The sequence below is a fragment of the Bacillus sp. 9.4 genome, assembly GCF_055486415.1.
The window spans coordinates 36,213-59,806 of record NZ_JBVFMU010000008.1 but is presented as its reverse complement, the minus strand read 5'-3'; the positions used below and the strand labels follow the sequence as shown (position 1 = coordinate 59,806).

At 42.1% G+C, this 23,594-nt stretch carries 39 protein-coding genes and 1 pseudogene; 2 read left to right on the top strand and 38 right to left on the bottom strand.

The window, feature by feature from the left end; all coding sequences use genetic code 11:
* The first annotated feature begins 363 nt into the window (after nt 1-363).
* Nucleotides 364-1,128, top strand: a complete 765-nt coding sequence (gene pdaB, locus ACZ07B_RS21655) for a polysaccharide deacetylase family sporulation protein PdaB (protein WP_129092197.1) — start codon at nt 364-366, stop codon at nt 1,126-1,128.
* Here pdaB and kbaA read toward each other — a convergent pair whose 3' ends face one another.
* Nucleotides 1,129-1,725 (bottom strand): KinB-signaling pathway activation protein, encoded by a 597-nt coding sequence (kbaA, locus tag ACZ07B_RS21650; RefSeq protein ID WP_004399693.1) that lies wholly within the window; start codon nt 1,723-1,725, stop codon nt 1,129-1,131.
* Nucleotides 1,726-1,834: 109 nt separating this feature from the next.
* On the opposite strand from kbaA, the gene gerD reads away from it, so the two are divergent.
* Complete coding sequence (gerD, locus tag ACZ07B_RS21645) at nt 1,835-2,392, top strand: spore germination lipoprotein GerD (RefSeq protein WP_003235126.1); 558 nt, start codon at nt 1,835-1,837, stop codon at nt 2,390-2,392.
* Nucleotides 2,393-2,427: 35 nt separating this feature from the next.
* Here the strand turns inward: gerD and salA are convergent, their stop codons facing one another.
* The 37 genes and pseudogenes from salA to rplB all read right to left on the bottom strand — a co-directional run bounded on the left by salA (nt 2,428) and on the right by rplB (nt 23,594).
* Nucleotides 2,428-3,486 (bottom strand): iron-sulfur carrier protein/transcriptional regulator SalA, encoded by a 1,059-nt coding sequence (gene salA, locus ACZ07B_RS21640; protein WP_076458793.1) that lies wholly within the window; start codon nt 3,484-3,486, stop codon nt 2,428-2,430.
* Nucleotides 3,487-3,581: 95 nt separating this feature from the next.
* Nucleotides 3,582-4,295 (bottom strand): N-acetylmuramoyl-L-alanine amidase CwlD, encoded by a 714-nt coding sequence (gene cwlD / locus ACZ07B_RS21635; protein ID WP_004399672.1) that lies wholly within the window; start codon nt 4,293-4,295, stop codon nt 3,582-3,584.
* A 59-nt stretch (nt 4,296-4,354) separates the two neighbouring features.
* Nucleotides 4,355-4,798: a YbaK family protein gene (locus ACZ07B_RS21630; protein ID WP_003235118.1), complete on the bottom strand. Its 444-nt coding sequence runs from the start codon at nt 4,796-4,798 to the stop codon at nt 4,355-4,357.
* A 185-nt stretch (nt 4,799-4,983) separates the two neighbouring features.
* Nucleotides 4,984-5,751 carry a class I SAM-dependent methyltransferase gene (locus tag ACZ07B_RS21625; protein ID WP_024571498.1) on the bottom strand — a complete coding sequence of 256 codons (768 nt, stop codon included), beginning with the start codon at nt 5,749-5,751 and terminating at the stop codon, nt 4,984-4,986.
* Nucleotides 5,752-6,213: 462 nt separating this feature from the next.
* Nucleotides 6,214-6,606, bottom strand: a complete 393-nt coding sequence (gene rpsI / locus ACZ07B_RS21620) for a 30S ribosomal protein S9 (RefSeq protein WP_004399691.1) — start codon at nt 6,604-6,606, stop codon at nt 6,214-6,216.
* 20 nt (nt 6,607-6,626) lie between these two features.
* Entirely contained in the window at nt 6,627-7,064 is a 438-nt protein-coding gene (rplM, locus tag ACZ07B_RS21615; protein ID WP_003241966.1) for a 50S ribosomal protein L13, read from the bottom strand.
* Nucleotides 7,065-7,225: 161 nt separating this feature from the next.
* Nucleotides 7,226-7,969: a tRNA pseudouridine(38-40) synthase TruA gene (gene truA / locus ACZ07B_RS21610; RefSeq protein WP_004399657.1), complete on the bottom strand. Its 744-nt coding sequence runs from the start codon at nt 7,967-7,969 to the stop codon at nt 7,226-7,228.
* 9 nt (nt 7,970-7,978) lie between these two features.
* Entirely contained in the window at nt 7,979-8,776 is a 798-nt protein-coding gene (locus ACZ07B_RS21605) for an energy-coupling factor transporter transmembrane component T family protein (RefSeq protein ID WP_004399656.1), read from the bottom strand.
* The gene (locus ACZ07B_RS21600; protein WP_003235106.1) at nt 8,773-9,642 is read right to left on the bottom strand and encodes an energy-coupling factor ABC transporter ATP-binding protein; all 870 of its coding nucleotides are present in this window, start codon (nt 9,640-9,642) and stop codon (nt 8,773-8,775) included. Before ACZ07B_RS21600 ends, ACZ07B_RS21605 begins: the two co-directional genes overlap by 4 nt.
* Nucleotides 9,618-10,463, bottom strand: a complete 846-nt coding sequence (locus ACZ07B_RS21595; RefSeq protein ID WP_046159978.1) for an energy-coupling factor ABC transporter ATP-binding protein — start codon at nt 10,461-10,463, stop codon at nt 9,618-9,620. The genes ACZ07B_RS21600 and ACZ07B_RS21595 overlap by 25 nt, the downstream gene beginning before the upstream one ends.
* 127 nt (nt 10,464-10,590) lie before the next feature.
* On the bottom strand, nt 10,591-10,953 hold the full coding sequence (gene rplQ / locus ACZ07B_RS21590) for a 50S ribosomal protein L17 (RefSeq protein WP_003225836.1): 363 nt from the start codon (nt 10,951-10,953) through the stop codon (nt 10,591-10,593).
* A 77-nt stretch (nt 10,954-11,030) separates the two neighbouring features.
* Nucleotides 11,031-11,975, bottom strand: coding sequence for a DNA-directed RNA polymerase subunit alpha (locus ACZ07B_RS21585; protein WP_003225835.1), 945 nt, complete (start codon nt 11,973-11,975; stop codon nt 11,031-11,033).
* Between the two features lie 176 nt (nt 11,976-12,151).
* The gene (gene rpsK, locus ACZ07B_RS21580) at nt 12,152-12,547 is read right to left on the bottom strand and encodes a 30S ribosomal protein S11 (protein WP_009966385.1); all 396 of its coding nucleotides are present in this window, start codon (nt 12,545-12,547) and stop codon (nt 12,152-12,154) included.
* 20 nt (nt 12,548-12,567) lie between these two features.
* Entirely contained in the window at nt 12,568-12,933 is a 366-nt protein-coding gene (rpsM, locus tag ACZ07B_RS21575; RefSeq protein WP_003235095.1) for a 30S ribosomal protein S13, read from the bottom strand.
* 22 nt (nt 12,934-12,955) lie between these two features.
* Entirely contained in the window at nt 12,956-13,069 is a 114-nt protein-coding gene (rpmJ, locus tag ACZ07B_RS21570; RefSeq protein WP_003156543.1) for a 50S ribosomal protein L36, read from the bottom strand.
* Between the two features lie 33 nt (nt 13,070-13,102).
* A complete protein-coding gene (gene infA / locus ACZ07B_RS21565) occupies nt 13,103-13,321 on the bottom strand; it encodes a translation initiation factor IF-1 (protein ID WP_003156508.1) in 219 nt (72 codons plus the stop codon).
* Nucleotides 13,299-13,567: pseudogene (locus ACZ07B_RS21560) on the bottom strand (ribosome-binding protein ybzG). Before ACZ07B_RS21560 ends, infA begins: the two are co-directional and overlap by 23 nt.
* A gap of 65 nt (nt 13,568-13,632) precedes the next feature.
* Nucleotides 13,633-14,379, bottom strand: coding sequence for a type I methionyl aminopeptidase (gene map, locus ACZ07B_RS21555; protein WP_003225828.1), 747 nt, complete (start codon nt 14,377-14,379; stop codon nt 13,633-13,635).
* Complete coding sequence (locus ACZ07B_RS21550) at nt 14,376-15,029, bottom strand: adenylate kinase (RefSeq protein ID WP_004399686.1); 654 nt, start codon at nt 15,027-15,029, stop codon at nt 14,376-14,378. Before ACZ07B_RS21550 ends, map begins: the two co-directional genes overlap by 4 nt.
* Nucleotides 15,030-15,083: 54 nt before the next feature.
* Complete coding sequence (gene secY, locus ACZ07B_RS21545) at nt 15,084-16,379, bottom strand: preprotein translocase subunit SecY (RefSeq protein ID WP_024571501.1); 1,296 nt, start codon at nt 16,377-16,379, stop codon at nt 15,084-15,086.
* Nucleotide 16,380: 1 nt separating this feature from the next.
* Entirely contained in the window at nt 16,381-16,821 is a 441-nt protein-coding gene (gene rplO, locus ACZ07B_RS21540) for a 50S ribosomal protein L15 (protein WP_003225819.1), read from the bottom strand.
* Nucleotides 16,822-16,851: 30 nt separating this feature from the next.
* Complete coding sequence (gene rpmD / locus ACZ07B_RS21535; protein WP_003156497.1) at nt 16,852-17,031, bottom strand: 50S ribosomal protein L30; 180 nt, start codon at nt 17,029-17,031, stop codon at nt 16,852-16,854.
* 13 nt (nt 17,032-17,044) lie between these two features.
* Nucleotides 17,045-17,545, bottom strand: a complete 501-nt coding sequence (rpsE, locus tag ACZ07B_RS21530; protein ID WP_003328273.1) for a 30S ribosomal protein S5 — start codon at nt 17,543-17,545, stop codon at nt 17,045-17,047.
* Nucleotides 17,546-17,569: 24 nt separating this feature from the next.
* Nucleotides 17,570-17,932, bottom strand: coding sequence for a 50S ribosomal protein L18 (gene rplR, locus ACZ07B_RS21525; RefSeq protein ID WP_003225816.1), 363 nt, complete (start codon nt 17,930-17,932; stop codon nt 17,570-17,572).
* 32 nt (nt 17,933-17,964) lie between these two features.
* Nucleotides 17,965-18,504, bottom strand: a complete 540-nt coding sequence (gene rplF / locus ACZ07B_RS21520) for a 50S ribosomal protein L6 (protein WP_004399690.1) — start codon at nt 18,502-18,504, stop codon at nt 17,965-17,967.
* 29 nt (nt 18,505-18,533) lie between these two features.
* Nucleotides 18,534-18,932, bottom strand: a complete 399-nt coding sequence (gene rpsH, locus ACZ07B_RS21515; protein WP_003241998.1) for a 30S ribosomal protein S8 — start codon at nt 18,930-18,932, stop codon at nt 18,534-18,536.
* Between the two features lie 31 nt (nt 18,933-18,963).
* On the bottom strand, nt 18,964-19,149 hold the full coding sequence (rpsN, locus tag ACZ07B_RS21510) for a 30S ribosomal protein S14 (protein WP_003156488.1): 186 nt from the start codon (nt 19,147-19,149) through the stop codon (nt 18,964-18,966).
* A 22-nt stretch (nt 19,150-19,171) separates the two neighbouring features.
* Nucleotides 19,172-19,711, bottom strand: coding sequence for a 50S ribosomal protein L5 (gene rplE, locus ACZ07B_RS21505; RefSeq protein ID WP_003225809.1), 540 nt, complete (start codon nt 19,709-19,711; stop codon nt 19,172-19,174).
* Between the two features lie 26 nt (nt 19,712-19,737).
* A complete protein-coding gene (gene rplX, locus ACZ07B_RS21500; RefSeq protein WP_003156486.1) occupies nt 19,738-20,049 on the bottom strand; it encodes a 50S ribosomal protein L24 in 312 nt (103 codons plus the stop codon).
* 36 nt (nt 20,050-20,085) lie between these two features.
* Complete coding sequence (gene rplN / locus ACZ07B_RS21495; protein WP_003225805.1) at nt 20,086-20,454, bottom strand: 50S ribosomal protein L14; 369 nt, start codon at nt 20,452-20,454, stop codon at nt 20,086-20,088.
* A 40-nt stretch (nt 20,455-20,494) separates the two neighbouring features.
* Nucleotides 20,495-20,758, bottom strand: coding sequence for a 30S ribosomal protein S17 (gene rpsQ / locus ACZ07B_RS21490; RefSeq protein ID WP_003225804.1), 264 nt, complete (start codon nt 20,756-20,758; stop codon nt 20,495-20,497).
* A 22-nt stretch (nt 20,759-20,780) separates the two neighbouring features.
* On the bottom strand, nt 20,781-20,981 hold the full coding sequence (gene rpmC / locus ACZ07B_RS21485; protein WP_003156482.1) for a 50S ribosomal protein L29: 201 nt from the start codon (nt 20,979-20,981) through the stop codon (nt 20,781-20,783).
* A complete protein-coding gene (rplP, locus tag ACZ07B_RS21480; RefSeq protein ID WP_003225801.1) occupies nt 20,971-21,405 on the bottom strand; it encodes a 50S ribosomal protein L16 in 435 nt (144 codons plus the stop codon). The genes rpmC and rplP overlap by 11 nt, the downstream gene beginning before the upstream one ends.
* Nucleotide 21,406: 1 nt before the next feature.
* Nucleotides 21,407-22,063 (bottom strand): 30S ribosomal protein S3, encoded by a 657-nt coding sequence (rpsC, locus tag ACZ07B_RS21475; protein ID WP_003242001.1) that lies wholly within the window; start codon nt 22,061-22,063, stop codon nt 21,407-21,409.
* Nucleotides 22,064-22,066: 3 nt separating this feature from the next.
* Nucleotides 22,067-22,408, bottom strand: coding sequence for a 50S ribosomal protein L22 (rplV, locus tag ACZ07B_RS21470; RefSeq protein WP_003156475.1), 342 nt, complete (start codon nt 22,406-22,408; stop codon nt 22,067-22,069).
* A 16-nt stretch (nt 22,409-22,424) separates the two neighbouring features.
* On the bottom strand, nt 22,425-22,703 hold the full coding sequence (rpsS, locus tag ACZ07B_RS21465) for a 30S ribosomal protein S19 (RefSeq protein WP_003156472.1): 279 nt from the start codon (nt 22,701-22,703) through the stop codon (nt 22,425-22,427).
* A 57-nt stretch (nt 22,704-22,760) separates the two neighbouring features.
* Complete coding sequence (gene rplB / locus ACZ07B_RS21460) at nt 22,761-23,594, bottom strand: 50S ribosomal protein L2 (protein ID WP_003225795.1); 834 nt, start codon at nt 23,592-23,594, stop codon at nt 22,761-22,763.

Below are 23,594 nucleotides of genomic sequence, written 5' to 3'. Positions count from 1 at the left end.
ACTCTCCGATAAAGTAGTTTGACTGACTACGCACATCGCTGTGCGATTTTTAAAAACTGAATTAACAGGTACGTTTTGTCTTGTTTAGTTTTCAAAGATCATTACCGCCGCTTAACGAAGCAGCTTTATTACTATAACATTTAGCTTCTTTTAAGTCAACAACTTTTTTCAAAGTACTTAATGAAGCTTTTAGTTGATGTCAGCTGTTTATCAGCGACGAATAATAATATACCACGGATATTATCAAAAGGTCAACACCCAATTTAGGCTGTATGTGAAGAGACATTTTATCGGTTATATTCAATTGTCCATGCTCATAAGATGTAAAACAAGAATGATGGACAAGATAAGGAGGCATCATCAGTGAATCACTTCTATGTGTGGCACATTAAACGGGTGAAACAATTAATTATTATACTTATAGCCGCATTTGCAGCTGCCAGCTTTTTTTATATCCAAAGAGCTGTCCCGCTTCCCGTGTTTTCAACTGACACCGGACCTAAAGCCATTTATAAAGGAGAAACAGACTCTAAAGATATTTCACTTACTTTCGATATCAGCTGGGGTGATGAGAGAGCAGAACCGATACTTAATACTCTGAAAGCAAACGGGATTAAAAATGCAACGTTTTTTCTTTCCGCTTCTTGGGCAGAACGCCATCCCGACACAGTGGCCCGTATCGTAAAGGACGGCCATCAAATCGGGAGCATGGGCTACGCTTATAAAAACTATGCCAATTTAGAGAGCAGCGAAATAAAAAAGGACATAAACCGTGCGCAAACAGCCTTTGAAAAGTTAGGGGTCAAAGACATACAGCTATTAAGACCCCCTACCGGCCAATTCAATAAGAATGTTCTAAAGGTCGCAAAGCAATACAATTATACAGTCGTTCATTACAGTGTGAACTCTCAAGACTGGACAAATCCCGGAGTTGAAAAAATCATCGACAATGTGACCAAGCAAGTTTCCGGTGGAGACATTATTCTTTTACATGCCTCCGATTCGGCAAAACAAACAGAAGAAGCATTACCTGATATCATCCATCAGCTGAAAGAAAAAGGATTAAAAAATGTAACCGTGGGTGATCTCATCGCAAATTCTGATGCCAGATCCGCAGAGGTAAAGTAATTACTTTGCTGCAAACTTCGGCAGCATCAGCAATTGGAAGGCATTACATGCCATTAACGGAAAAAGCATTAAATAAAGCCAGTCCTCATCATTTACTCTTAATGCAGGGAACCATTCTAATGCGGTAATCACAACCATCAAAAATAACGATGACACAAATGTTTTCTTAGAGGACTGCTTTTGCTTTATATAAGCTGTAATCACTCCAAAGATCAATAAAAACACCGGTAACCACGCATAGCCAGCCAGCGATTCTCCGCTCTCTCCAAAAAATAAAAAACGCACGTACATTAAATCAAAAGCAACAAACAGGATGAAAAACAACTGCAGCAAATTCCACAAAGAGGAGGACCTTAATATCTCAAGCGCAAACCGATGAACTGTTAAAAACACGAAAAAACCCATTTGGCTGATCACACTGAAAATCATGCCTACACCGATAAACCAAAATAAAACAGAGAAAATCTGCCCCGCTTCAAATGTAAGAAACAGCCCCCTATATTCTCCCCATTTTAAAGCAAAACCCACAATACTCGTGATAAGCGCTCCGACAGCTAAAATAGAAAAGAAAAAACGAACTAAACCACGGCTTTTCATTTCTTTATTCATCCCCTCAAAAATCGCGAACAGCGATATTTTGTTATGTATAATTCCAAACAGATGAATCATATTAAAGGTAAGACAAGTATGTGAAAGGAGCTTAAGCATGTCAAAAGCCAAAACGCTATTGATGAGCTGTTTTTTGTTATTATCTGTAACAGCTTGCGCTCCAAAAGACCAAGCAGCGGATATGGACTATGATCAAACCAAAAAAATGGTTGTTGATATATTAAAAACTGATGATGGAAAGAAAGCTATTAAGGAATTATTAAATGATGATGCCATGAATGAAGCGCTGGTGATTGATCAAGATGCAATTAAAGGAACAATAGAAAAAACACTCACATCTAAAAAAGGCGAAGAATTTTGGAAAAACATCTTTGAAGACACTGATTTTGCTGAGGGCTTTGCCAAAACTCTTCAGACAGAGCATGAAAAAGTGATTAAAAAGCTGATGAAGGATCCAGATTACCAGAAGATGCTGATGAGCGTTATGCAGGATCCCGGCATGGATAAAAAGTATAGCCAGCTGGCAAAAAGCCAAGAATTCCGCAGTTATTTAGAAGAGGTTATTAACGAAACACTTTCTAGCCCGCTTTACAAAAAGCAGTTCGAAGATGAGCTGAAAAAAGCAGCAAAAGACACAGCCAAAGAAAGTGAATAAAGGGAAAGCCGGGATCTGGAATCCCGGTTCACCTTTTATACCTGCACTGACATTTTTGCATCTATTTTTTCTGCGATGTCCTGATATATTTCTCCGATTGGATGATTTTCGTCATAAACAGACGGAGCAAATTGGTCCTTATCCCAATCTGGCTGTTTCAATGGGATTCTGCCGAGCAAAGGCACATTTAGTTCCTCAGCCAGTTTATCTCCTCCGCCTTTTCCAAAGACATATTCTCTTTCCCCTGTCTTTGCACTTTCATAATAAGCCATGTTCTCTATGACCCCCACGACCTCATGATCGGTTTTAATCGCCATAGAGCCCGCTCTGGCCGCGACAAAAGCAGCTGTCGGATGCGGCGTAGATACGATGATTTCTTTGCAGCTCGGTAGCATTGTATGTACATCAAGAGCAACGTCCCCTGTACCCGGCGGAAGATCAAGAACGATATAGTCTACTTCTCCCCACTCTACTTCATGGAAAAAGTTATTCAGCATTTTGCCGAGCATCGGCCCTCTCCATACGACCGGAGCATTTTCTTCTACGAAAAAGCCCATTGACATGACCTTTACTCCAAAGCGTTCAACAGGAAGAAGTTTCTCTCCTTCAATCGTTGGACGCACAGTGATACCCATCATGTCCGGCACACTGAACCCATAAATATCCGCATCAATTAAACCAACCTTTTTCCCTAGACGAGCCAGAGAAATAGCTAGGTTTACGGACACAGTTGACTTGCCTACGCCGCCTTTTCCACTTGCTACGGCAAGAAAGACTGGCGGGTTATCCATATTTAATAATGTTTTTTTCTCAGCTGACGGCGCCCGGAATTTAGCAACCGTTTCTTCAGGCAGCTCTTCAAATCGAAGGCCGACTGTCTCAGCTCCTGCCCCTTTTAATACGTTTACGATCTCTTGCTGAATCTGCATTTGTTCTGCAGTTCCTGTTTTTGCAAGAGCGACTTTTACACTGATATGCCGTTTTTCAGGCTTTATTTTAATTTCCTTAACGGCATCCAATTCTCCCAGAGGTCTTTGAAGAAAAGGTTCGCGCATTTCTCCGACTAGTTTTCTTACTTCATCTTCTCTTATCATCGAACCTCACCCTTTTGTGTATTCGTTTACAATTATTATTATATCATACATAAATGGCGGGTGTCTTATGCTTAGAACCACAAGAAAACCCTCCATTACTCCGGAGGGTCTCCTTTTTCTGTGAAATATCGCAAAATGCCTTTATATATGGAAGATGCCACCTTGTCTTGATATTTCGGTTTACCGAGCAACGTTGCTTCACTTGGATTGGATAAAAATCCGACTTCTATAAGCGCCCCCGGTTTGGTGACGTTTTGCATTAAGTAGATACCATGAATCCGCTTTGCTTTCCGGGTTGTGTTTTCCAGATTTCTTCTCAGCTCATCCTGAATGTATTTTGCGACTTTCTCATTTTCCGCATATTTCCCGTAATAAAAGCTTTGGGCTCCGCTCCATTTTTGTGACGGAATCGCATTAAGATGAATGCTGATATAGAGCTCCGCCTCTGAATGGTTTATTAATTTGACTCGTTGTCTTAGATCCTCAGCTTTTCGTCGGCTATAGCCTTTTGTTCCTTCTGGAGCGAGATCAGTATCACTTTCTCTGGTCATGATAACAAGCGCTCCTTGTTCTTGAAGATAATCCCTGACTCTAAAGGCCACTTCCAGGGTAACATCCTTCTCTAACAGCTTTCCGCCGACTGCTCCGCCGTCAGGCCCGCCATGACCTGGATCTAGATAAATGATTTTACCGCTCAAGGGCAGGCTCCACGGCTTCCAAGAGTCGTTATTGCTGAACTGATACTTGAACAGAAATAGTAATATGATGAAGCCTAGCAAAAAACTGAGCCATTTAAGCTTTTTCCTCATCCCTTCCCCTCCCGCTTGTCCGTTATTACATAACTATGGGACAGGGCCGGGAAATATGATTACCGCATGCGAAGCTTACACTGTTTTTCTCTTTGAACAAACCCTGCTGTCCACCAATCCTTAATGAACTTGCGTGCCGCTTCATAAACAGTGTTTTTATCAAATGTTGCGTATTGCTCGTGTATCCAATTATAGAGATAATCAAAAAACTCCATACGCAGCTCTTCTTCTTCTCTTGCAGAGCGGGCACTGATACTCTGCATGGATTCTCCGTAATAGCCGAATATCCCAAAACGCCCGCCTAACAAATAGGCTTCTATAGCAAAATCAATACAGCCTTCGGTAATAATATCTCGTTCATCATGTAAAAATGGAAATAATGGTTCCAAACAATCCTTAACAGACTGGATAATTTGTCTCAGAGAGAGTTCTTTGAGCAAGTTCTTTTCTAATTCAAAATCCTTTTGGCGTTTCACATCCATAAAAGACAGTACTTCTGCCATATAAATTCACTCTCCTTTTACCGATTATTTTGAGGTTTGGATGATGAAACAATGCCCGAATTCGGTTGGAAATTCGCCCAAATGAAGGTGTAAAATTGATAAAAAATCAGCTTTCCGCAGGATCCGGAACAAATGTTCTGTAAGTAGTTATGAAAAAAGCAGCCCCTCTAACAGGTCGCTGCTTTTCATACTTTCATGCTTCTTGTTGCAGAATATGTATGGATATATTGGTCTAATACAAACCCGCCTTTATCTTCATAAAAACCAGTAACGATAAAACCGGCATCAATTTGGCCTTTGATTTGGTCTTCTAAGGAATGGCCGAATTCCAGAGCCTCATTATTTTCGATCAGTTTTTTCACTTTATGTTTCGGAAGATCTTCTGGGTCAGCGTATGGAATGGAGTGTTTTACTTTTAAAACACCTTGCTGTTCTAATTCTGTATCAAACAGAAATACAACAGGATTGACAAAACCCGAGATTAGAATGCCGTTCCTTTTCAACACACGGTGCGCTTCCTTCCATACCGGGAGGACATTCTCAACAAAAACATTGGCAACAGGATGTACAATGACATCAAATGATTCATCATTAAATACACTTAAATCGTCCATGCTTCCTTTGACAGTGTGTATCGTGAGACCATCTCGCTCAGCAATCATTCTATCCTGATTCAGCTGTTTTTCTGAGTTATCTAGTACGGTGACATCCGCGCCTGCGGCTGCCAAAACTGGACCCTGCTGGCCGCCGCCTGATGCTAAACAGAGTACTTTCAGTCCTTCGACAGGCGGAAACCAATCCTTCGGTACATCTTTCATTGGTGTTACCCTTATATCCCAATTGCCTTTTTTTGCTTGTTCGATAACCTGCTGCTCAACAGCAACAGTCCATTCATTGCCTGTTTCTACTTTTTTATCCCAGGCTTTGCTATTATGAGCTACTAACGCATTCATGAATCTTCTCCTTACTTTAATGTATAGAGTATAACAAATATTTCTAGATTGATATCGCTTTCCCTTTGCATATTTAGAAAAAAGTTCATAAAAACGCAAAAAAATCACAAAGGAGATATGTGATTTATATCATCAGATTTACTTTTACTTCGTTACATAAAGCCATTAGCAATGAGAGCTATTGTTTCTCCGGGTTAAGAATCAGCAGTGAACTTTAACGGATGAGATACAGTGGTTAGATGGAGCTGGGCTGATCACATAACGATAATAAACATTGACCGAACTTCCAATTGAATAAGAATGAAAGCTATCATGATTATTACAGTGAGACTGTTTATAAACAAACAATTTGCTTAACCCCGTCAAGCGTCCATTCAGTGTTATTTTTATGCGAAGCTGCCACGTTTTATTGAAAGAAAAAAGCTCCCAACCCAAGGTCGAGAGCTTTTTGAAAACGTAAAATTAACGTTTTGAGAACTGAGGTGCACGACGAGCGCCTTTAAGACCGTATTTTTTACGTTCTTTCATACGAGCGTCACGAGTCAGAAGACCTGCACGTTTAAGAGTTGTACGGTATTCTGGATCTGCTTCAAGCAAAGCACGAGCGATACCGTGACGGATTGCTCCAGCTTGACCAGATAAGCCGCCTCCATGTACGTTTACTAAAACATCATAAGTGCCAGCTGTTTCAGTCAAAGTTAATGGTTGTTTGATATCTTCGATTAAAGCTGCAGATGGGATGTGTTCGCTGATTTCACGATTATTAACGACGATACGGCCTTCTCCTGGAACTAAACGCACACGCGCTACAGAGCTTTTACGACGGCCAGTACCGTAATATTGAACCTGTGCCAAATTGGTAACCTCCTTTTTAATTAACCGCGAAGTTCGTAAACTTCAGGTTTTTGTGCTTCGTGTGGATGCTCAGAACCACGGTATACGTTCAATTTTTTGAACATTTGACGACCTAGAGAACCTTTTGGAAGCATGCCTTTGATAGCAAGCTCAAGCATTTTCTCAGGGTAGTTTGTACGCATTTCAAGAGCAGTTCTTGATTTTAATCCGCCTGGATGTTGAGTGTGACGGTAGTAGATTTTGTCAGTTAACTTTTTACCAGTTAACTCGATTTTTTCAGCGTTGATGATGATCACATGATCTCCAGTATCAACGTGTGGTGTGTAAGTTGGTTTGTGTTTTCCGCGAAGGATAGCTGCAACTTCTGAAGAAAGACGACCTAAAGTCTTGCCAGCAGCATCAACAACTAACCACTTGCGTTCAATAGTACTTGCGTTAGCCATAGGTGTTGTACGCATTGAATTTCCCTCCTAAATGATCTGTCATTTTCAATAAACTTCGATTACGTTCTATTTCACAACACAATAAGTTCCGGGGCTTATCGTGGGGTTGAAATACATACCATATGATATCTTATAACTTTATGCAGACTCTGTCAAGAAAATATTATACACCTGGTTTAGTTGTCATAGTAAACGTTCCATAAATATAGCCCGTGCCCCGGCGCTGTGCGCCCTGCCGCTTCGCGATCCTTCGCTTCCAGCATGGATTTCACCTCATCGGGAGAAATTTTTCCAATACCTGCATCAAGCAAAGTACCCGCAATAATTCTGACCATATTATATAAGAAACCGCTGCCTGTGATCCGCATTTGCAGGCCGTCAGCCGTCTCAGTCCAATCAAGTTCGTATATCGTTCTTACCTTGTCCTGCACTTCTGTTTTAGCCGCGCAAAAGCTCGTAAAATCATGTGTCCCTATAAGATGCTTTGCCGCTTCTCTCATGTCCTGCACATTAAGGCGATATGAAAAATGGTAAGCGTAATGCCGTTTAAATACGTCCGGGTGTTTCTCCGTGTATACAAAGTAGCGATATTCTTTTTTGACTGCGCTAAATCGTGCATGGAACCCATCATCCGCAATTTCTGCCTGTTTGACTGCGATATCGTCCGGAAGCAGTGCATTTAAGGCATATGGCCATCTCTCAGCCGGGATAGACAGCGGAGTGTCAAAATGAATCACCTGTCCGGCTGCGTGAACCCCGCTGTCTGTTCTTCCAGACGAAACGACCGGAATTCTGTCTTTTGACTTATGCAGGACAGCCAATGCCTTCTCCAGTTCATCCTGAACCGTTCTTTTGCCCGGCTGAACCTGATAACCGTTAAACAAATGTCCGTCATAAGAAATCGTGCATTTCAGTCTCATACAGCACCTCTAAGCCCTTAAGAAAAATAACAAAGCAGCTAATACAATTAAGCTGACAATGACAGAAGTGTCTTTTCCTGTCCATACAAGCTTTCTATATTTCGTACGTCCTTCTCCGCCTTGATAGCCTCTTGCTTCCATTGCCACCGCAAGCTCTTCGGCGCGTTTAAATGCGCTGACGAAGAGCGGGACAAGAAGCGGGACAATAGCCTTCACTCTTTCTTTGACAGGCCCGCTTGTAAAATCAACGCCTCGCGCCATCTGAGCCTTCATGATCTTATCTGTCTCCTCCATCAGTGTCGGAATAAACCGTAAAGAAATTGACATCATAAGAGCCAGCTCATGAACAGGAAGCTTTAATTTTTTCAATGGGTTCAGCAGCTGCTCCATTCCATCGGTAATCTCAATCGGTGTAGTCGTAAGCGTTAATAAGGTTGTGATTAAAATCAAATAGACGAATCTAAGAGAAATGAATATCCCCTGAACCAGACCGCCCTCATAGACTTTGAAAAAACCTATTTGAAAGATAATCGGTCCTTCATGTGTCATAAGAATGTGAAGAAGGAACGTAAAAAGGACAATCCAGATGATTGGCTTCAGCCCTTTCATTAAAAAAGAGAAAGGAACTCTTGTTAAAGAAACGACGCCAATTGTAAATAAACCAAGCAACGCATATGTCTGAACATTATTGGCTAAGAATACAATGCAGACAAATAAAAAGATCGTGATCAGTTTTGTTCTGGGGTCAAGCCGGTGCACAAGTGAAGTCCCCGGTACATACTTGCCGATAATCATGCTGTCCATCATAAAGTCTTCTCTCCCTGAAAAAGAGCACGGATTTCGGCAGCAGCATCTTCGATTGTGAGCATAGGCTCATTAAATCTCACACCCAGTGCAGCTTCAAGGTGTCTTTGGAATTTTATTGTTTCAGGAAGATCCAGCCCCCAGCCGGCCATCTCTTCACCCTTTAAAAACAGATCACGCGGACTGCCTGATGCTTGTATCGTTCCTTTATGCATAACAATCATTTCATCAGCGTATGCAGCTGCATCCTCCATGCTGTGTGTCACAAGGATCGTCGTCAAGTTCCCACGTTGATGAAGCTCATAAAACATGTCCATAATCTCTTTTCGCCCTCTTGGGTCCAATCCTGCAGTCGGTTCATCCAGAACAAGCACTTCAGGGTCCATTGCAAGTACGCCGGCAATTGCAACTCTGCGCATTTGTCCCCCGCTTAATTCAAAGGGTGACCTGTCCAAAAGCTCTTCTGATAAACCTACAAGCTGCAGCATCTCTCTCGCTTTTTGTTCAGCATCTTCTTTTTTAACACCAAAGTTCATCGGTCCGAATGAAATATCTTTAAGAACTGTTTCTTCGAATAATTGATGCTCAGGAAATTGGAAAACGATTCCGACTTTTTTACGAAGTTTTTTCAGATCTTTATTCTTTTTCCCTGCCTGAATGACAGTGCTGCCTAGTGATATCTGTCCCTTCGTCGGCTTCAGGAGACCATTTAGGTGCTGTAGAAGAGTGGACTTGCCAGAGCCTGTATGCCCGATAACGGCTACGTAGCTTCCTTCTTTAATCGATGCATTGATATCATACAGTGCTAGGCGCTCAAACGGCGTCTTCATCTGATAGCGATGCTCTACATCTTTGATTGTAATGTCCACAGCTCTTTCACCAGCCCTTCCTGAGTCAAATGGTTTTCTTCCAAAGCCAGTCCATTTTCTCTTAAAAGCTGGCTAAGCTGGAATGAGAAGGGTAAATCAAGCCCGATTCGAACAAGTTCTTTATTCAATTTAAAAATCTCTTTGGGCGGCCCTTCAGCATATTTTTTACCGCCATTCATGACAATGATCCTGTCTGCTTTTGCTGCCTCATCCAGATCATGTGTAATGGATATGACAGTCGCCATGCCCTGCTCTTTTAAATGTCTTACCGTTTCAAGCACTTCTTCTCGCCCGATCGGATCAAGCATGGATGTTGCTTCATCTAAGATAATAATATCAGGACGTGCGGCAATAACCCCCGCAATCGCAACTCTCTGCTTTTGGCCTCCGGAGAGATGGTGCGGCTCTTGATCGAGAAAATCTTGCATATTCACCTGTTTTACTGCCCAGTCTACTCTCTCAATCATTTCTTCCCGCGGTACACCATTGTTTTCTAAACCAAAAGCCACATCATCGCGAACAGTCGTTCCGACAAATTGGTTATCCGGATTTTGAAAGACCATACCTATCTTCTTACGCACTTCCCAAACGGATTCCTCTGTCAATTGAATCCCGGCAACCTCAATGTCGCCTGATTCAGGAAGAATTAAACCATTCAATGCCCGGGCCAGTGTTGATTTCCCTGAACCGTTATGACCTACGATTGCAAGCCATTCACCCTCATACACCTGCAGGGAGACGCCGTCTAGTGCTCGTCTTTCTGCGTCCTTCCGATATCGAAATACGATATCCTCTACCGATATCAACTGATTTTGATTCATGGAAAACCGGCCTCCTCTCAGCTAATGCTCTGCTTTTCTCTCTATTAAAAGTTGCAGTATCTAAAAAAAGGGCATAGATCCAGTTAGAAACTGTCCCGCCCTTCTTTAGATACACAAAAATATGTGATTAAACCAATTCGATAATTGCCATTGGTGCTCCGTCACCACGGCGAGGACCAAGCTTCATAATACGTGTGTATCCGCCTTGGCGCTCCTCGTAACGAGTTGCAATGTCAGAGAATAATTTTTGAAGTGCATCTTGGTTATTTTCTTCGTTTGCAACCTCGTTGCGGATGTATGCAGCAGCTTGACGGCGAGCGTGAAGATCACCGCGTTTGCCAAGCGTGATCATTTTTTCAACTACAGAGCGAAGTTCTTTCGCACGTGTTTCAGTTGTTTCGATTCTTTCGTTGATGATCAAATCAGTTGTAAGATCACGAAGCATAGCTTTACGCTGTGCACTCGTACGTCCTAGTTTTCTGTATGACATGTGATGTCCCCTCCTTTATTGGAATGCTGTTTCTGAATAATAAACACACGAAAATCCTAGTTCACAAGGGAAACTAGTCAATCGTCTTTGCGAAGTCCGAGTCCAAGTTCTTCTAGTTTCGCTTTCACTTCTTCAAGTGATTTGCGTCCTAGATTTCGAACTTTCATCATATCTTCTTCCGTCTTGTTCGCAAGCTCTTGAACCGTGTTAATACCCGCACGCTTTAAGCAGTTGTAAGAACGAACAGAAAGATCCAATTCTTCAATTGTCATTTCAAGAACTTTCTCTTTTTGATCTTCTTCTTTTTCAACCATGATTTCAGCATGTTGAGCTTCGTCAGTTAAACCAACGAATATATTAAGGTGTTCAGTTAAAATCTTTGAACCAAGCGCAATTGCTTCTTTCGGTCCAGTGCTTCCATCAGTCCAAACATCAAGTGTAAGTTTATCATAGTTTGCAACTTGGCCTACACGAGTGTTCTCTACCTGATAAGATACACGAGAAACTGGCGTATAGATAGAATCGATCGGAATCACGCCGATTGGCTGATCGTCTCTCTTGTTTGCGTCAGCAGGCGTATACCCACGTCCTCTTTGAGCAGTAAGGCGAACTCGGAAACTCGCATTCTCACCAAGAGTCGCGATATGAAGATCAGGATTTAAGATCTCTACATCACTATCGTGTGTAATATCAGCTGCCGTTACAGTTCCTTCACCCTGTACATCAATTTCTAGCGTCTTCTCTTCATCAGAGTAGATTTTCAATGCAAGCTTTTTAATGTGTAAGATAATCGTTGTAACATCTTCCACAACGCCTTCAATTGTCGAGAATTCGTGCAGTACACCATCTATCTGGATTGATGTTACAGCGGCACCAGGGAGTGAGGATAAGAGGATACGACGTAAGGAGTTACCCAGAGTTGTACCATATCCACGCTCAAGTGGCTCTACGACAAACTTACCAAATTTGGCATCGTCGCTGATTTCAACCGTTTCGATTTTTGGTTTTTCAATCTCGATCATTACTTAAAACCCTCCTTCAAAACGTCGAAACCTCGAATAGAATCATATGAGATTCCATCCGAAATTCCCCATTGTTTAGTCCCGTATGTGCTCAGGCAACGAGTCGGTGCATTCGTTTCATAAATAACTGTATCATAACCCATTATTGACAGGGACACAAAATCTATACAAACAAATTACACGCGGCGACGTTTTGGTGGACGGCATCCGTTATGAGGAACAGGAGTTACGTCTCTGATAGCAGTGACTTCTAGTCCAGCAGCTTGAAGTGCACGGATTGCAGCTTCACGGCCTGAACCAGGTCCTTTAACAGTAACCTCTAGAGTTTTAAGACCATGTTCGATTGAACCTTTAGCAGCTGTTTCTGCAGCCATTTGCGCAGCAAAAGGAGTAGATTTACGAGAACCTCTGAATCCTAAAGCTCCGGCACTAGACCAAGAAATAGCATTACCATGAGTGTCAGTGATCGTAACGATCGTGTTATTGAAAGTTGAACGAATATGAGCAATTCCAGACTCAATATTCTTTTTCACGCGACGTTTACGCGTGTTAGATTTACGAGCAGCAGCCATTGTTTAAGAACCTCCCTTACTTATTTTTTCTTGTTAGCTACAGTACGACGCGGACCTTTACGAGTACGCGCGTTGTTTTTAGAGTTTTGTCCGCGAACAGGTAATCCTCTGCGATGACGGATTCCGCGGTAGCTTCCGATTTCGATCAGACGTTTGATATTAAGAGAAACTTCACGGCGAAGGTCACCTTCTACTTTCAGTTTGTCAATAATATCACGGATTTTACCAAGTTCTTCTTCAGTAAGATCGCGCACACGAGTATCTTCTGAAACTCCAGCTTCTTTTAAAACTTGCTGAGCCGTTGTGCGGCCAATTCCGAAGATGTATGTTAAAGAAATAACAACACGTTTGTCACGTGGGATATCTACACCAGCAATACGAGCCATTCTCTGGGCACCTCCTTATAAATTATCCTTGTTTTTGTTTATGCTTTGGATTTTCACAGATCACCATTACTTTTCCTTTTCTGCGAATAACTTTACATTTTTCGCAGATTGGTTTAACTGATGGTCTCACTTTCATGTGTTTCCAACCTCCTTCAGTTTCCGGAGTGCTTTATTTGTAACGGTACGTAATCCTGCCACGAGTTAAGTCATATGGAGATAATTCTACCGTAACTTTGTCTCCAGGTAAAATGCGAATGAAGTGCATGCGGATTTTACCAGATACATGAGCCAAAACAGTGTGGCCATTTTCAAGTTCAACTTTGAACATCGCGTTTGGCAGTGTTTCGACTATAGTACCTTCCACTTCAATTACATCGTCTTTCGCCATTCAAGTGTTCTCCCTTCTTCAAATCAGTAACTTGCTTTCTGACAAATTTCAAAAGAAGTTTGTCACACGCCCTGTTTCGTTTATACTGTTCTGAACTTCCGGAGATACGCAATCATAAAGGGTTAAATGATTGATATTCTTTTTCTTAGGAGAATGAAATGTACGCTTTTCTCCGTCTGCTGTTAGTACATTGATGATGGTTAAAATTCCAACGACAAGCAGCAAGATGAATTCGGTCTTGCCAATGTTCACCCAAGCTTTCTGCCCTATCAAGCTTGAAAAACATCTGTCTTCGGAATTATTTTCATCATCTAGACTCTCGTCAGTATATCAAAACCCGTTTCCGTAATCGCAATCGTATGTTCAAAATGAGCACACTTTTTCCCATCTACCGTTACAACCGTCCAGTTATCAGCCAATGTTTTCACGTAGCGGCTGCCAGCGTTCACCATAGGTTCAATAGCGAGAACCATGCCAGGTTTAAGCCGTGGTCCTTTGTTGGGCGGACCGTAATGAGGAATTTGCGGGTCCTCATGCAAGTCTTGACCAACACCATGTCCGACATACTCCCTAACAACTGAAAACTGCTCATTTTCGACATACGTTTGTATTGCGTGGGAAATATTCGACAAACGTTCACCTGGTTTTGCTTCCTGCAAGCCTTTATATAAAGACTCCTCTGTCACTTCCAGAAGTTTTTTGTCATCATCGCTGATGTTTCCTACCGGATATGTCCATGCAGAGTCACCATGATAACCATTTAATTTAGCACCGATATCAATACTGATGATGTCACCGTCCTTCAGCACCCTGCTGCCAGGTATGCCGTGAACGAGTTCTTCATTAACTGATACGCAAATGCTCCCGCGAAACCCATTATACCCCTTAAAAGATGGGATTGCACCCTGCTTCTTAATAAAACGTTCGGCAATTTGATCCAATTCTTTTGTCGAGATTCCTGGTTTAATGTGCTTTTTTAACTCTTCATGAGTTAAAGCCACGATTCGCCCTGCTTCCCGCATGATACCAAGTTCACGTGGGGTTTTACAGATAATCATTTTTTTAATCCTCCAAGAAGATCCTTCACATCTGCATACACGTCTTGAATGTCCTGCTGGCCATTCACGTTTGCAAGATAACCTTTCTCTGAATAGAAATCGAGTAAAGGCTGAGTTTGCTTCATGTTTACCTCAAGCCGTTTAGAGACGGTTTCCTCATTATCATCTGCCCGTTGATAGAGTTCGCCTCCGTCTTTATCACAAATACCCGGCGTTTTCGGCGGATTAAAGACTAAATGATAGGTTGTGCCGCAAACACTGCAAATTCTGCGTCCAGTCAGACGTTCCATCAGAACATCTTTGTCGACTTCAATGTTAATGACATAATCAATCGGCTTGCCGTATTCCTCAAGAATTTCTTCAAGAGCTTCGGCTTGAGCGACTGTTCGCGGAAATCCGTCCAGAAGAAAACCTCTTTCACAATCATCTTTGCCAAGTCTCTCTTTTACAATTCCGATTGTGACTTCGTCAGGTACGAGCTCTCCCTTATCAATATAAGATTTTGCTTCGAGTCCGAGTGGTGTTTCTTCTTTCATAGCAGCACGGAACATATCTCCTGTTGAGATATGAGGAATCCCATAATCCTCAACAATTCGTTCGCCCTGTGTGCCTTTACCGGCACCAGGAAGCCCCATTAAGACTAAGTTCATTCGGATTTCCCCCGTCCTCTCTTTATTAAGAGGGAATGGATAAATCCATTTCCTCTAGTTTTTCATAAATCCACGGTAGTTTCGTTTCACCAACTGGCTTTCTAGTTGTTTCATTGTCTCCAAGGCTACCCCGACAACAATTAACAAAGATGTTCCGCCAATTTGTGCACTTTGAGGCAATCCAGCGAATTGAATGAAAAAGATAGGAAGAATGGAAATCACGGCTAAGAATATAGAACCCACAAACGTAAGTCGATACAAAATGCTCGTAATTCTATCTTGAGTCATTTTCCCTGGACGAACCCCCGGGATATAGCCACCCTGTTTTTTAAGGTTATCAGCCATTTGTTCAGGGTTTACCTGTACAAATGCATAAAAGTACGTAAAGGCAATAATCAACGCAACATATATCGCCATACCCACCGGATGCGTATTATCAAAGTTGTTTTGAATCCACTTTGTCACATCGTTTGTTCCAAAGAATGACGCGATCGTCCGCGGCGTTATCAAAAACGCAACCGCAAAGATTACCGGAATAACCCCTGCAGGATTCACTTTCAATGGAAGGTGTGTAGACTGACCTCCGCCAGCAGGTGAACGACCTGTGCCTTTAGCATATTGAATCGCAATTTTCCGTACGGCTTGCTGAATGAAAATAACTCCAACAATAACTGCTAAAATCGCAATCACAAGAAGTGCGATTTTCACAATATGAATAAACAACTGATCGTTGCTACCGACAAATTGAGTCTCATATATTTGCCCAATTGTTTTTGGAATACTAGACACAATCCCCGCGAAGATAATGATCGATATTCCGTTGCCTACTCCATGAGAAGTAATTTGTTCCCCAAGCCACATTAAAAAGGCAGTTCCGCCAGTGAGTACTAAAGCAATGATAAGATATGTCGATACACCGGATTTTTCGATCAGCATACCGTTTGCCAGATTGTTAAATCCATATGACATACCTAATGCTTGGATGAAACCAAGCACAATCGTAAAGTACCTTGTGAACTGAGCTAATTTACGGCGGCCAACTTCACCTTGCTTAGACCACTCGGTAAACTTCGGTACAACATCCATCTGAAGCAGCTGAATGATGATCGAAGCCGTGATATAAGGAGTAATTCCCATTGCGAAAATGGAAAATTGGTAAAGCGCACCGCCGCCAAATGTATTAAGGAGATCAAAAACACCCATTTGAGACTGCGCCTGTAACGCTTCAGCGTTAACGTAAGGCACAGGAATAAACGCACCTATGCGAAAGACGATAAGCATGAGTAAAGTGAATATGATTTTATTCCTGATATCACTCACACGCATAAAGTTGGAGATTGTTTTAAACAAGTTAGATCACCTCAGCTGTACCGCCAGCAGCTTCAACAGCTTCTTTCGCAGAAGCAGAGAATTTATTGGCTTTTACAGTTAATTTTTTCTCTAATTTACCGTTGCCAAGAATCTTTACTCCTGCATTAAGTTTGCTAATAACACCAGTCTCTAGAAGAAGTTCAGGAGTGACTTCCGTTCCTTCTGCAAAACCGTTCAATTTGTCTAGGTTGACTACAGCGTATTCCTTGCGGTTGATGTTAGTGAAACCGCGTTTAGGAAGACGTTGGAATAAAGGCATTTGTCCCCCCTCGAATCCAGGGCGTACACCGCCGCCAGAACGAGCGTTTTGACCTTTGTGACCTTTACCAGCTGTTTTACCGTTGCCAGAACCAATACCACGACCTACGCGATTACGCGTTTTGCGTGAACCTTCTGAAGGTTTTAATTCATGAAGTTTCATTAGGACACCTCCTTATCCGATCAAATATTTTTATTGTTCTTTAACAGAAACTAAATGAGATACTTTATTAATCATACCACGGATCGCAGCGTTGTCTTCATGAACAACAGTTTGGTTTGTTTTCTTTAAACCAAGTGTTCTTACAGTAACGCGTTGGTCTTCCGGGCGACCGATTACACTTCGTTTGAGGGTAATTTCTAATTTAGCCATTAATGTTCCCTCCTTATCCTAACAGTTCTTCTACAGATTTTCCACGAAGCTTCGCAACGTCTTCAGCACGTTTAAGTTCACTTAAACCTTGAAGTGTTGCACGAATCATGTTGATCGGTGTGTTAGAACCTAAAGACTTAGAAAGGATATCAGCTACACCAGCTAGCTCAAGTACCGCACGTACAGGGCCTCCAGCGATAACTCCAGTACCTTCAGAAGCAGGTTTTAACAAGATGTTACCTGCACCGAAACGTCCGATGATTTCGTGTGGAATTGTAGTTCCAACCATTGGTACTTCAATCAAATTCTTTTTCGCATCTTCAACAGCTTTGCGGATCGCTTCTGGTACTTCTTGTGCTTTACCAGTACCGAATCCTACGTGTCCGTTTTTGTCACCGACAACGACTAGAGCTGCGAAGCGGAAACGACGACCACCTTTAACAACTTTCGCTACGCGGTTAACCGTAACTAAGCGTTCTTCTAACTCTAATTTGCTTGGGTCAATACGACGCATAATCATGTGTCCCTCCTTCTTTTATTAAAATTTAAGTCCAGCTTCACGAGCGGCATCAGCCAAAGCTTTTACACGTCCATGGTATAAGTATCCGCCACGGTCAAATACTACGTCAGAAATGCCTTTTTCAGCAGCGCGTTTTGCAACTAATTCTCCAACTTTAGTAGCAGCAGAAGTATCTCCAGTGCTTTCAACGTTCAAGTCTTTATCGAGAGTAGATGCACTAGCAAGTGTTACACCATTTACATCATCGATGATTTGAGCGTAAATGTGCTTGTTAGAACGGAAAACGTTCAGGCGCGGTCTTTCAGCAGTACCGGAAAGTTTAGCGCGAACACGAGCGTGTCTTTTAAGACGAGCAGCATTTTTGCTAGTTTTCGTAATCATCTAGGTCACTCCTTTCTTCACTTTAAGCGATCTTACTTAGCAGATTTACCTTCTTTACGGCGAACAACTTCACCTTCGTAGCGGATTCCTTTACCTTTGTAAGGCTCTGGAGAACGTACAGCGCGGATGTTAGCAGCAATAGCTCCTACGCGTTCTTTGTCTGTACCTTTTACAACTACTTTTGTTTGAGAAGGAACTTCGATTTCGATGCCTTCTTCAGGAACGATCTCAACAGGATGAGAGTATCCAACGTTTAAAACAAGTTTATTTCCGGATTTAGAAGCACGGTAACCGACACCGACTAATTCCAAACCTCTTTCAAATCCTTTAGATACACCTTCAACCATGTTGCCAAGCAGACTGCGAGTCGTACCATGCAGGGCACGGTGCTCTTTTTGATCAGAAGGACGAGCGACTGTAAGCACATTGTCCTCTACTTTAATCTCCATATCAGGGTGAAACGTACGAGTTAATTCTCCTTTTGGTCCTTTCACAGCTACAGTGTTGTTATCATTTAACGTTACTGTAACATCAGAAGGAATCTCAAGTAGCTTCTTACCTACACGAGACATACCAAACACCTCCATTCATGTTAAACTTCTTACCAAACGTATGCTAGAACTTCTCCACCAGCTTGTTTTGCACGGGCTTCTTTGTCCGTTAAAACACCTTGTGATGTAGAAATAATCGCGATTCCAAGACCGTTAAGTACGCGAGGTACTTCATTAGATTTAGCATAAACACGCAAACCAGGCTTGCTGATTCTTTTAAGACCAGTGATAACGCGCTCGTTGTTTTGTCCGTATTTCAAGAAAACGCGGATGATACCTTGTTTGCTGTCTTCTACGAACTCAACGTCACGAATGAAACCTTCACGCTTTAAAATTTCAGCAATTTCTCTTTTCAATTTAGAAGCAGGAATTTCAAGCTTCTCATGACGTACCATGTTTGCATTGCGAATACGAGTTAGCATATCTGCAATTGGATCTGTCATAACCATTATATAATTACCTCCTTCCCTTTCTTGGGGATTACCAGCTGGCTTTTTTCACGCCAGGAATTTGTCCTTTATATGCAAGCTCACGGAAACAAATACGGCAAAGTTTAAATTTACGAATGACTGAATGCGGACGTCCGCAGCGTTCACAGCGTGTGTACTCTTGTACTTTAAACTTTGGTGTACGTTGTTGTTTCGCAATCATAGACTTTTTAGCCACGATTTCGCCTCCCTTTCATTGATTATTTCTGGAACGGCATACCTACTTGAGTTAATAGCTCACGAGCTTCTTCGTCAGTATTAGCTGTTGTTACGATAACGATGTCCATTCCGCGAACCTTTGTTACTTTATCGTAGTCAATTTCAGGGAAGATTAACTGTTCTTTGATACCAAGTGTGTAGTTACCGCGACCATCGAAAGATTTTTTAGAAACCCCGCGGAAGTCACGTACACGCGGTAAAGATACAGAAATAAGTTTATCAAGGAAATCATACATGCGCTCTCCGCGAAGAGTTACTTTCGCACCGATAGGCATTCCCTCACGAAGACGGAATCCAGCAATTGATTTCTTCGCACGAGTAACGACAGGTTTTTGACCTGCGATAAACGTTAATTCTTCAACAGCACTGTCGATTGCTTTGGCGTTTTGAACAGCGTCACCAACACCCATGTTGATTACGATTTTTTCGATTTTAGGCACTTGCATGACTGAATCATAATTGAACTTAGTCATTAAAGCAGGTGCAATTTCTTTATTGTACTTTTCTTTAAGGCGGTTCATGAGATAGACCTCCCTTCCTTTTAATACTATTTATCTAGAACTTGCCCAGATTTTTTTGCTACACGAACTTTTTTGCCATCTTCCACTTTGTATCCTACGCGAGTCACTTCACCTGTTTTAGGATCGAGCGGCATAACGTTTGATACATGAATTGGCGCCTCTTGATTAGAAATACCGCCTTGAGGGTTAGCTTGAGTTGGTTTAGAGTGTTTCTTTACCATGTTAACACCTTCAACTAAAACGCGGTCCTTTTTAGGGAAAGCAGCAAGGATTGTTCCTTGTTTGCCTTTATCTTTACCAGAGATAACCATAACTTTATCGCCTTTTTTTACATGCATCCTGATCGCACCTCCTTGAGTAAGGCATTTATTTCATTAGATAACTTCTGGAGCTAGAGAAACAATTTTCATAAAGTTGTTTTCACGCAATTCACGAGCAACTGGTCCGAAGATACGAGTTCCGCGTGGGCTCTTGTCGTCACGGATGATAACACATGCATTCTCATCGAAGCTGATGTATGAACCGTCACTTCTGCGCGCTCCGCTTTTAGTGCGAACGATAACAGCTTTTACGACTTCACCTTTTTTGACAACGCCTCCTGGTGTTGCTTGTTTAACCGTGCAAACAATTACATCACCAATGTTAGCTGTTTTACGTCCAGAACCACCAAGAACTTTAATAGTAAGTACTTCACGTGCGCCAGAGTTGTCAGCTACTTTTAAACGAGTCTCTTGTTGAATCATTATTTGTTACCTCCCTTCGGAAAAAGAATTCCGAACTTTATTAGATAATAACAGCTTCTTCGACAACTTCAACTAGACGGAAACGCTTAGTTGCAGACAAAGGACGAGTTTCCATAATCTTAACGATGTCACCGATTTTAGCTTGATTATTTTCATCATGTGCTTTGAATTTTTTTGAGTATTTTACGCGTTTACCGTAAAGTGTATGTTTTTTGTATGTCTCAACAACAACAGTAATGGTTTTATCCATTTTGTCAGAAACAACACGGCCTTGGTAAACTTTGCGTTGGTTACGTTCGCTCATGCTCACGACCTCCCCTCAGTGATTATTTATTAGCAGCAATTTCTCTTTCACGAATCACAGTTTTCATGCGCGCGATAGCTTTGCGCACTTCACGAATGCGAGCAGTATTTTCAAGTTGTCCTGTCGCTAATTGAAAGCGAAGATTGAAAAGTTCTTCTTTAAGAGACTTTACTTTTTGTTCAATTTCAGCAGTGGTAAGGTCACGAATTTCATTAGCTTTCATTTGATTCACCACCAATTTCTTCACGTTTTACGAACTTCGTTTTAATTGGCAATTTGTGAGATGCAAGGCGAAGCGCTTCACGAGCAACCTCTTCAGACACACCAGAAATTTCAAATAAAACTTTGCCCGGTTTTACAACAGCTACCCAACCTTCTGGAGCCCCTTTACCGGATCCCATACGTACCTCAAGTGGTTTAGCAGTGTAAGGTTTAGAAGGGAAAATTTTGATCCAAACTTTACCGCCACGTTTCATGTAACGAGTCATCGCAATACGTGCAGCTTCGATTTGACGGTTAGTAATCCAAGAAGCTTCAAGAGCTTGGATACCGAATTCTCCGAAATGTACTTCAGTACCGCCTTTCGCACGGCCACGCATTTTTCCGCGATGCTCTCTGCGATATTTAACGCGTTTTGGTAATAACATATTATTTTCCTCCTTCCTCAGTTTTCTTCTTAGTAGGAAGAACCTCTCCACGATAGATCCAGACTTTTACACCAAGCTTACCGTAAGTAGTATCAGCTTCAGATGTTGCATAGTCAATGTCCGCACGCAATGTGTGCAATGGAACAGTTCCTTCACTGTAGTATTCAGAACGAGCGATATCTGCACCGCCAAGACGACCAGAAACCATTGTTTTCACACCTTGTGCTCCAGCACGCATAGTACGTTGGATTTGTTGTTTCTGCGCACGGCGGAAAGAAACACGGTTTTCTAATTGACGAGCGATGTTGTCAGCAACTAGCTGTGCATCAAGATCTGCTCTTTTGATTTCAAGAATGTTAATGTGTACACGCTTGCCAGTAAGGCTGTTAAGGGCTTTGCGAAGTGCTTCGACTTCAGAACCGCCTTTACCGATAACCATACCAGGCTTAGCTGTGTGGATCGTAATGTTAACGCGGTTTGCTGCACGCTCAATTTCTACTTTAGAAACAGAAGCGTCAGAAAGGCGTTTGCTAATGTATTCACGAATTTTTAAATCTTCGTGCAGGAAGTCAGCGTAATCTTTACCAGCGTACCACTTAGATTCCCAATCACGAATGACTCCGATACGAAGACCGACTGGATTTACCTTTTGACCCACTACTTATCCCTCCTTCTTTTCTGATACAACGATTGTAATGTGGCTCGTACGTTTGTTGATTTGACTCGCACGTCCCATAGCACGTGGGCGGAATCTTTTTAACGTAGGGCCTTCGTCAACGAATGCTTGAGAAATAACCAGGTTGTTAGCGTCCATTTCATAGTTATGCTCAGCATTTGCAATAGCGGATTTTAATACTTTCTCGATAATTGGAGAAGCAGCTCTTGGTGTAAGGTTCAAGATTGATACTGCCTCACCTACTTGCTTGCCTCGAATCAGGTCCATTACTAGACGTGCTTTACGAGGAGCAATACGGACTGTTCTTGCAACAGCTTTAGCTTGCATTTAAAAGCCTCCTCTCTTAGCGTCTTGTTTTTTTGTCATCACTAGCATGACCTTTGTACGTACGAGTTGGAGCGAATTCACCCAACTTGTGCCCTACCATATCTTCAGAGATGAATACAGGCACGTGTTTACGTCCGTCATAGACTGCGATTGTGTGACCAATAAACTGTGGGAAAATAGTAGAACGACGAGACCAAGTTTTTACGACTTGTTTCTTGTCAGTTTCATTTAATTTCTCGATTTTAGTCATCAAGTGTCCATCGACAAATGGTCCTTTTTTTAAGCTGCGAGCCATTTTGGAACCTCCCTTCGTGATTGCACTACGGTCCGAAAAGAACCGTAGACAACCCCGTTATTTATTTTTACGACGACGTACGATAAATTTATCGGATTTGTTCTTTTTCTTACGAGTCTTGAATCCAAGAGTTGGTTTGCCCCATGGAGACATTGGTGATTTACGTCCGATTGGCGCACGTCCTTCACCACCACCGTGTGGGTGATCGTTAGGGTTCATTACAGAACCACGAACTGTAGGACGGATGCCTTTCCAGCGAGAACGTCCAGCTTTACCAATGTTGATAAGTTCGTGCTGTTCGTTACCTACTTGACCGATAGAAGCACGGCAAGCAGAAAGGATCATGCGAACTTCACCAGAGTTAAGACGTACAAGAACGTATTTACCTTCTTTACCAAGAACCTGAGCAGATGTACCAGCTGAACGTACAAGCTGTCCGCCTTTACCAGGTTTTAATTCAATGTTATGCACAACTGTACCAACAGGGATGTTGATAAGTGGAAGTGCATTACCTACTTTAATGTCAGCTTCAGGACCTGACATGATTTCAGTACCTACTTGAATTCCTTTAGGAGCAAGAATGTAACGTTTTTCTCCGTCTGCATAGTTGATTAGAGCGATGTTAGCTGAACGGTTTGGATCGTATTCAACTGTAGCAACGCGTCCAGGTATACCATCTTTATCGCGTTTGAAGTCGATAACACGGTATTGGCGTTTATGTCCGCCACCTTGGTGACGTACAGTCAATTTACCTTGGTTGTTACGTCCGCCTTTTTTGTGAAGGGGAGCAAGCAAGGATTTTTCCGGCTTGTCAGTCGTGATTTCAGCAAAATCAGAAGTTGTCATGCCACGACGTCCATTAGAGGTCGGTTTATACTTTTTAATCGCCAT

Bases quoted from the DNA above. Each gene is read 5' to 3' on its own strand.
- rplE (WP_003225809.1), bottom strand. From the start codon at position 19,711: ATGAACCGCCTTAAAGAAAAGTACAATAAAGAAATTGCACCTGCTTTA.
- rpmD (WP_003156497.1), bottom strand. From the start codon at position 17,031: ATGGCTAAATTAGAAATTACCCTCAAACGAAGTGTAATCGGTCGCCCG.
- ACZ07B_RS21585 (WP_003225835.1), bottom strand. From the start codon at position 11,975: ATGATCGAGATTGAAAAACCAAAAATCGAAACGGTTGAAATCAGCGAC.
- truA (WP_004399657.1), bottom strand. From the start codon at position 7,969: ATGAGACTGAAATGCACGATTTCTTATGACGGACATTTGTTTAACGGT.
- rplN (WP_003225805.1), bottom strand. From the start codon at position 20,454: ATGATTCAACAAGAGACTCGTTTAAAAGTAGCTGACAACTCTGGCGCA.
- rplM (WP_003241966.1), bottom strand. From the start codon at position 7,064: ATGCGTACAACACCTATGGCTAACGCAAGTACTATTGAACGCAAGTGG.
- map (WP_003225828.1), bottom strand. From the start codon at position 14,379: ATGATTATCTGTAAAACCCCACGTGAACTTGGTATCATGCGGGAAGCA.
- rplX (WP_003156486.1), bottom strand. From the start codon at position 20,049: ATGCATGTAAAAAAAGGCGATAAAGTTATGGTTATCTCTGGTAAAGAT.
- rplQ (WP_003225836.1), bottom strand. From the start codon at position 10,953: ATGTCATACAGAAAACTAGGACGTACGAGTGCACAGCGTAAAGCTATG.
- rplP (WP_003225801.1), bottom strand. From the start codon at position 21,405: ATGTTATTACCAAAACGCGTTAAATATCGCAGAGAGCATCGCGGAAAA.
- ACZ07B_RS21630 (WP_003235118.1), bottom strand. From the start codon at position 4,798: ATGGCAGAAGTACTGTCTTTTATGGATGTGAAACGCCAAAAGGATTTT.
- salA (WP_076458793.1), bottom strand. From the start codon at position 3,486: ATGATAAGAGAAGATGAAGTAAGAAAACTAGTCGGAGAAATGCGCGAA.
- rplF (WP_004399690.1), bottom strand. From the start codon at position 18,504: ATGTCTCGTGTAGGTAAGAAGCTACTTGAGATTCCTTCTGATGTTACA.
- rpsM (WP_003235095.1), bottom strand. From the start codon at position 12,933: ATGGCTCGTATTGCTGGTGTAGATATCCCACGTGACAAACGTGTTGTT.
- rpsS (WP_003156472.1), bottom strand. From the start codon at position 22,703: ATGGCTCGCAGCTTAAAAAAAGGACCATTTGTCGATGGACACTTGATG.
- rplR (WP_003225816.1), bottom strand. From the start codon at position 17,932: ATGATTACGAAAACTAGCAAAAATGCTGCTCGTCTTAAAAGACACGCT.
- rpmJ (WP_003156543.1), bottom strand. From the start codon at position 13,069: ATGAAAGTGAGACCATCAGTTAAACCAATCTGCGAAAAATGTAAAGTT.
- ACZ07B_RS21625 (WP_024571498.1), bottom strand. From the start codon at position 5,751: ATGAATGCGTTAGTAGCTCATAATAGCAAAGCCTGGGATAAAAAAGTA.
- kbaA (WP_004399693.1), bottom strand. From the start codon at position 1,725: ATGAAAAGCCGTGGTTTAGTTCGTTTTTTCTTTTCTATTTTAGCTGTC.
- infA (WP_003156508.1), bottom strand. From the start codon at position 13,321: ATGGCGAAAGACGATGTAATTGAAGTGGAAGGTACTATAGTCGAAACA.
- rpsK (WP_009966385.1), bottom strand. From the start codon at position 12,547: ATGGCTGCTGCTCGTAAATCTAACACGCGTAAACGTCGCGTGAAAAAG.
- rplB (WP_003225795.1), bottom strand. From the start codon at position 23,594: ATGGCGATTAAAAAGTATAAACCGACCTCTAATGGACGTCGTGGCATG.
- ACZ07B_RS21550 (WP_004399686.1), bottom strand. From the start codon at position 15,029: ATGAACTTAGTCTTAATGGGGCTTCCTGGTGCCGGTAAAGGCACACAG.
- gerD (WP_003235126.1), top strand. From the start codon at position 1,835: ATGTCAAAAGCCAAAACGCTATTGATGAGCTGTTTTTTGTTATTATCT.
- cwlD (WP_004399672.1), bottom strand. From the start codon at position 4,295: ATGAGGAAAAAGCTTAAATGGCTCAGTTTTTTGCTAGGCTTCATCATA.
- rpsQ (WP_003225804.1), bottom strand. From the start codon at position 20,758: ATGAGCGAACGTAACCAACGCAAAGTTTACCAAGGCCGTGTTGTTTCT.
- rpsE (WP_003328273.1), bottom strand. From the start codon at position 17,545: ATGCGTCGTATTGACCCAAGCAAATTAGAGTTAGAAGAACGCTTAGTT.
- rplO (WP_003225819.1), bottom strand. From the start codon at position 16,821: ATGAAACTTCATGAATTAAAACCTTCAGAAGGTTCACGCAAAACGCGT.
- rpsH (WP_003241998.1), bottom strand. From the start codon at position 18,932: ATGGTTATGACAGATCCAATTGCAGATATGCTAACTCGTATTCGCAAT.
- rpmC (WP_003156482.1), bottom strand. From the start codon at position 20,981: ATGAAAGCTAATGAAATTCGTGACCTTACCACTGCTGAAATTGAACAA.
- rplV (WP_003156475.1), bottom strand. From the start codon at position 22,408: ATGCAAGCTAAAGCTGTTGCAAGAACAGTCCGTATTGCTCCTCGTAAA.
- ACZ07B_RS21595 (WP_046159978.1), bottom strand. From the start codon at position 10,463: ATGAATCAAAATCAGTTGATATCGGTAGAGGATATCGTATTTCGATAT.
- ACZ07B_RS21605 (WP_004399656.1), bottom strand. From the start codon at position 8,776: ATGATGGACAGCATGATTATCGGCAAGTATGTACCGGGGACTTCACTT.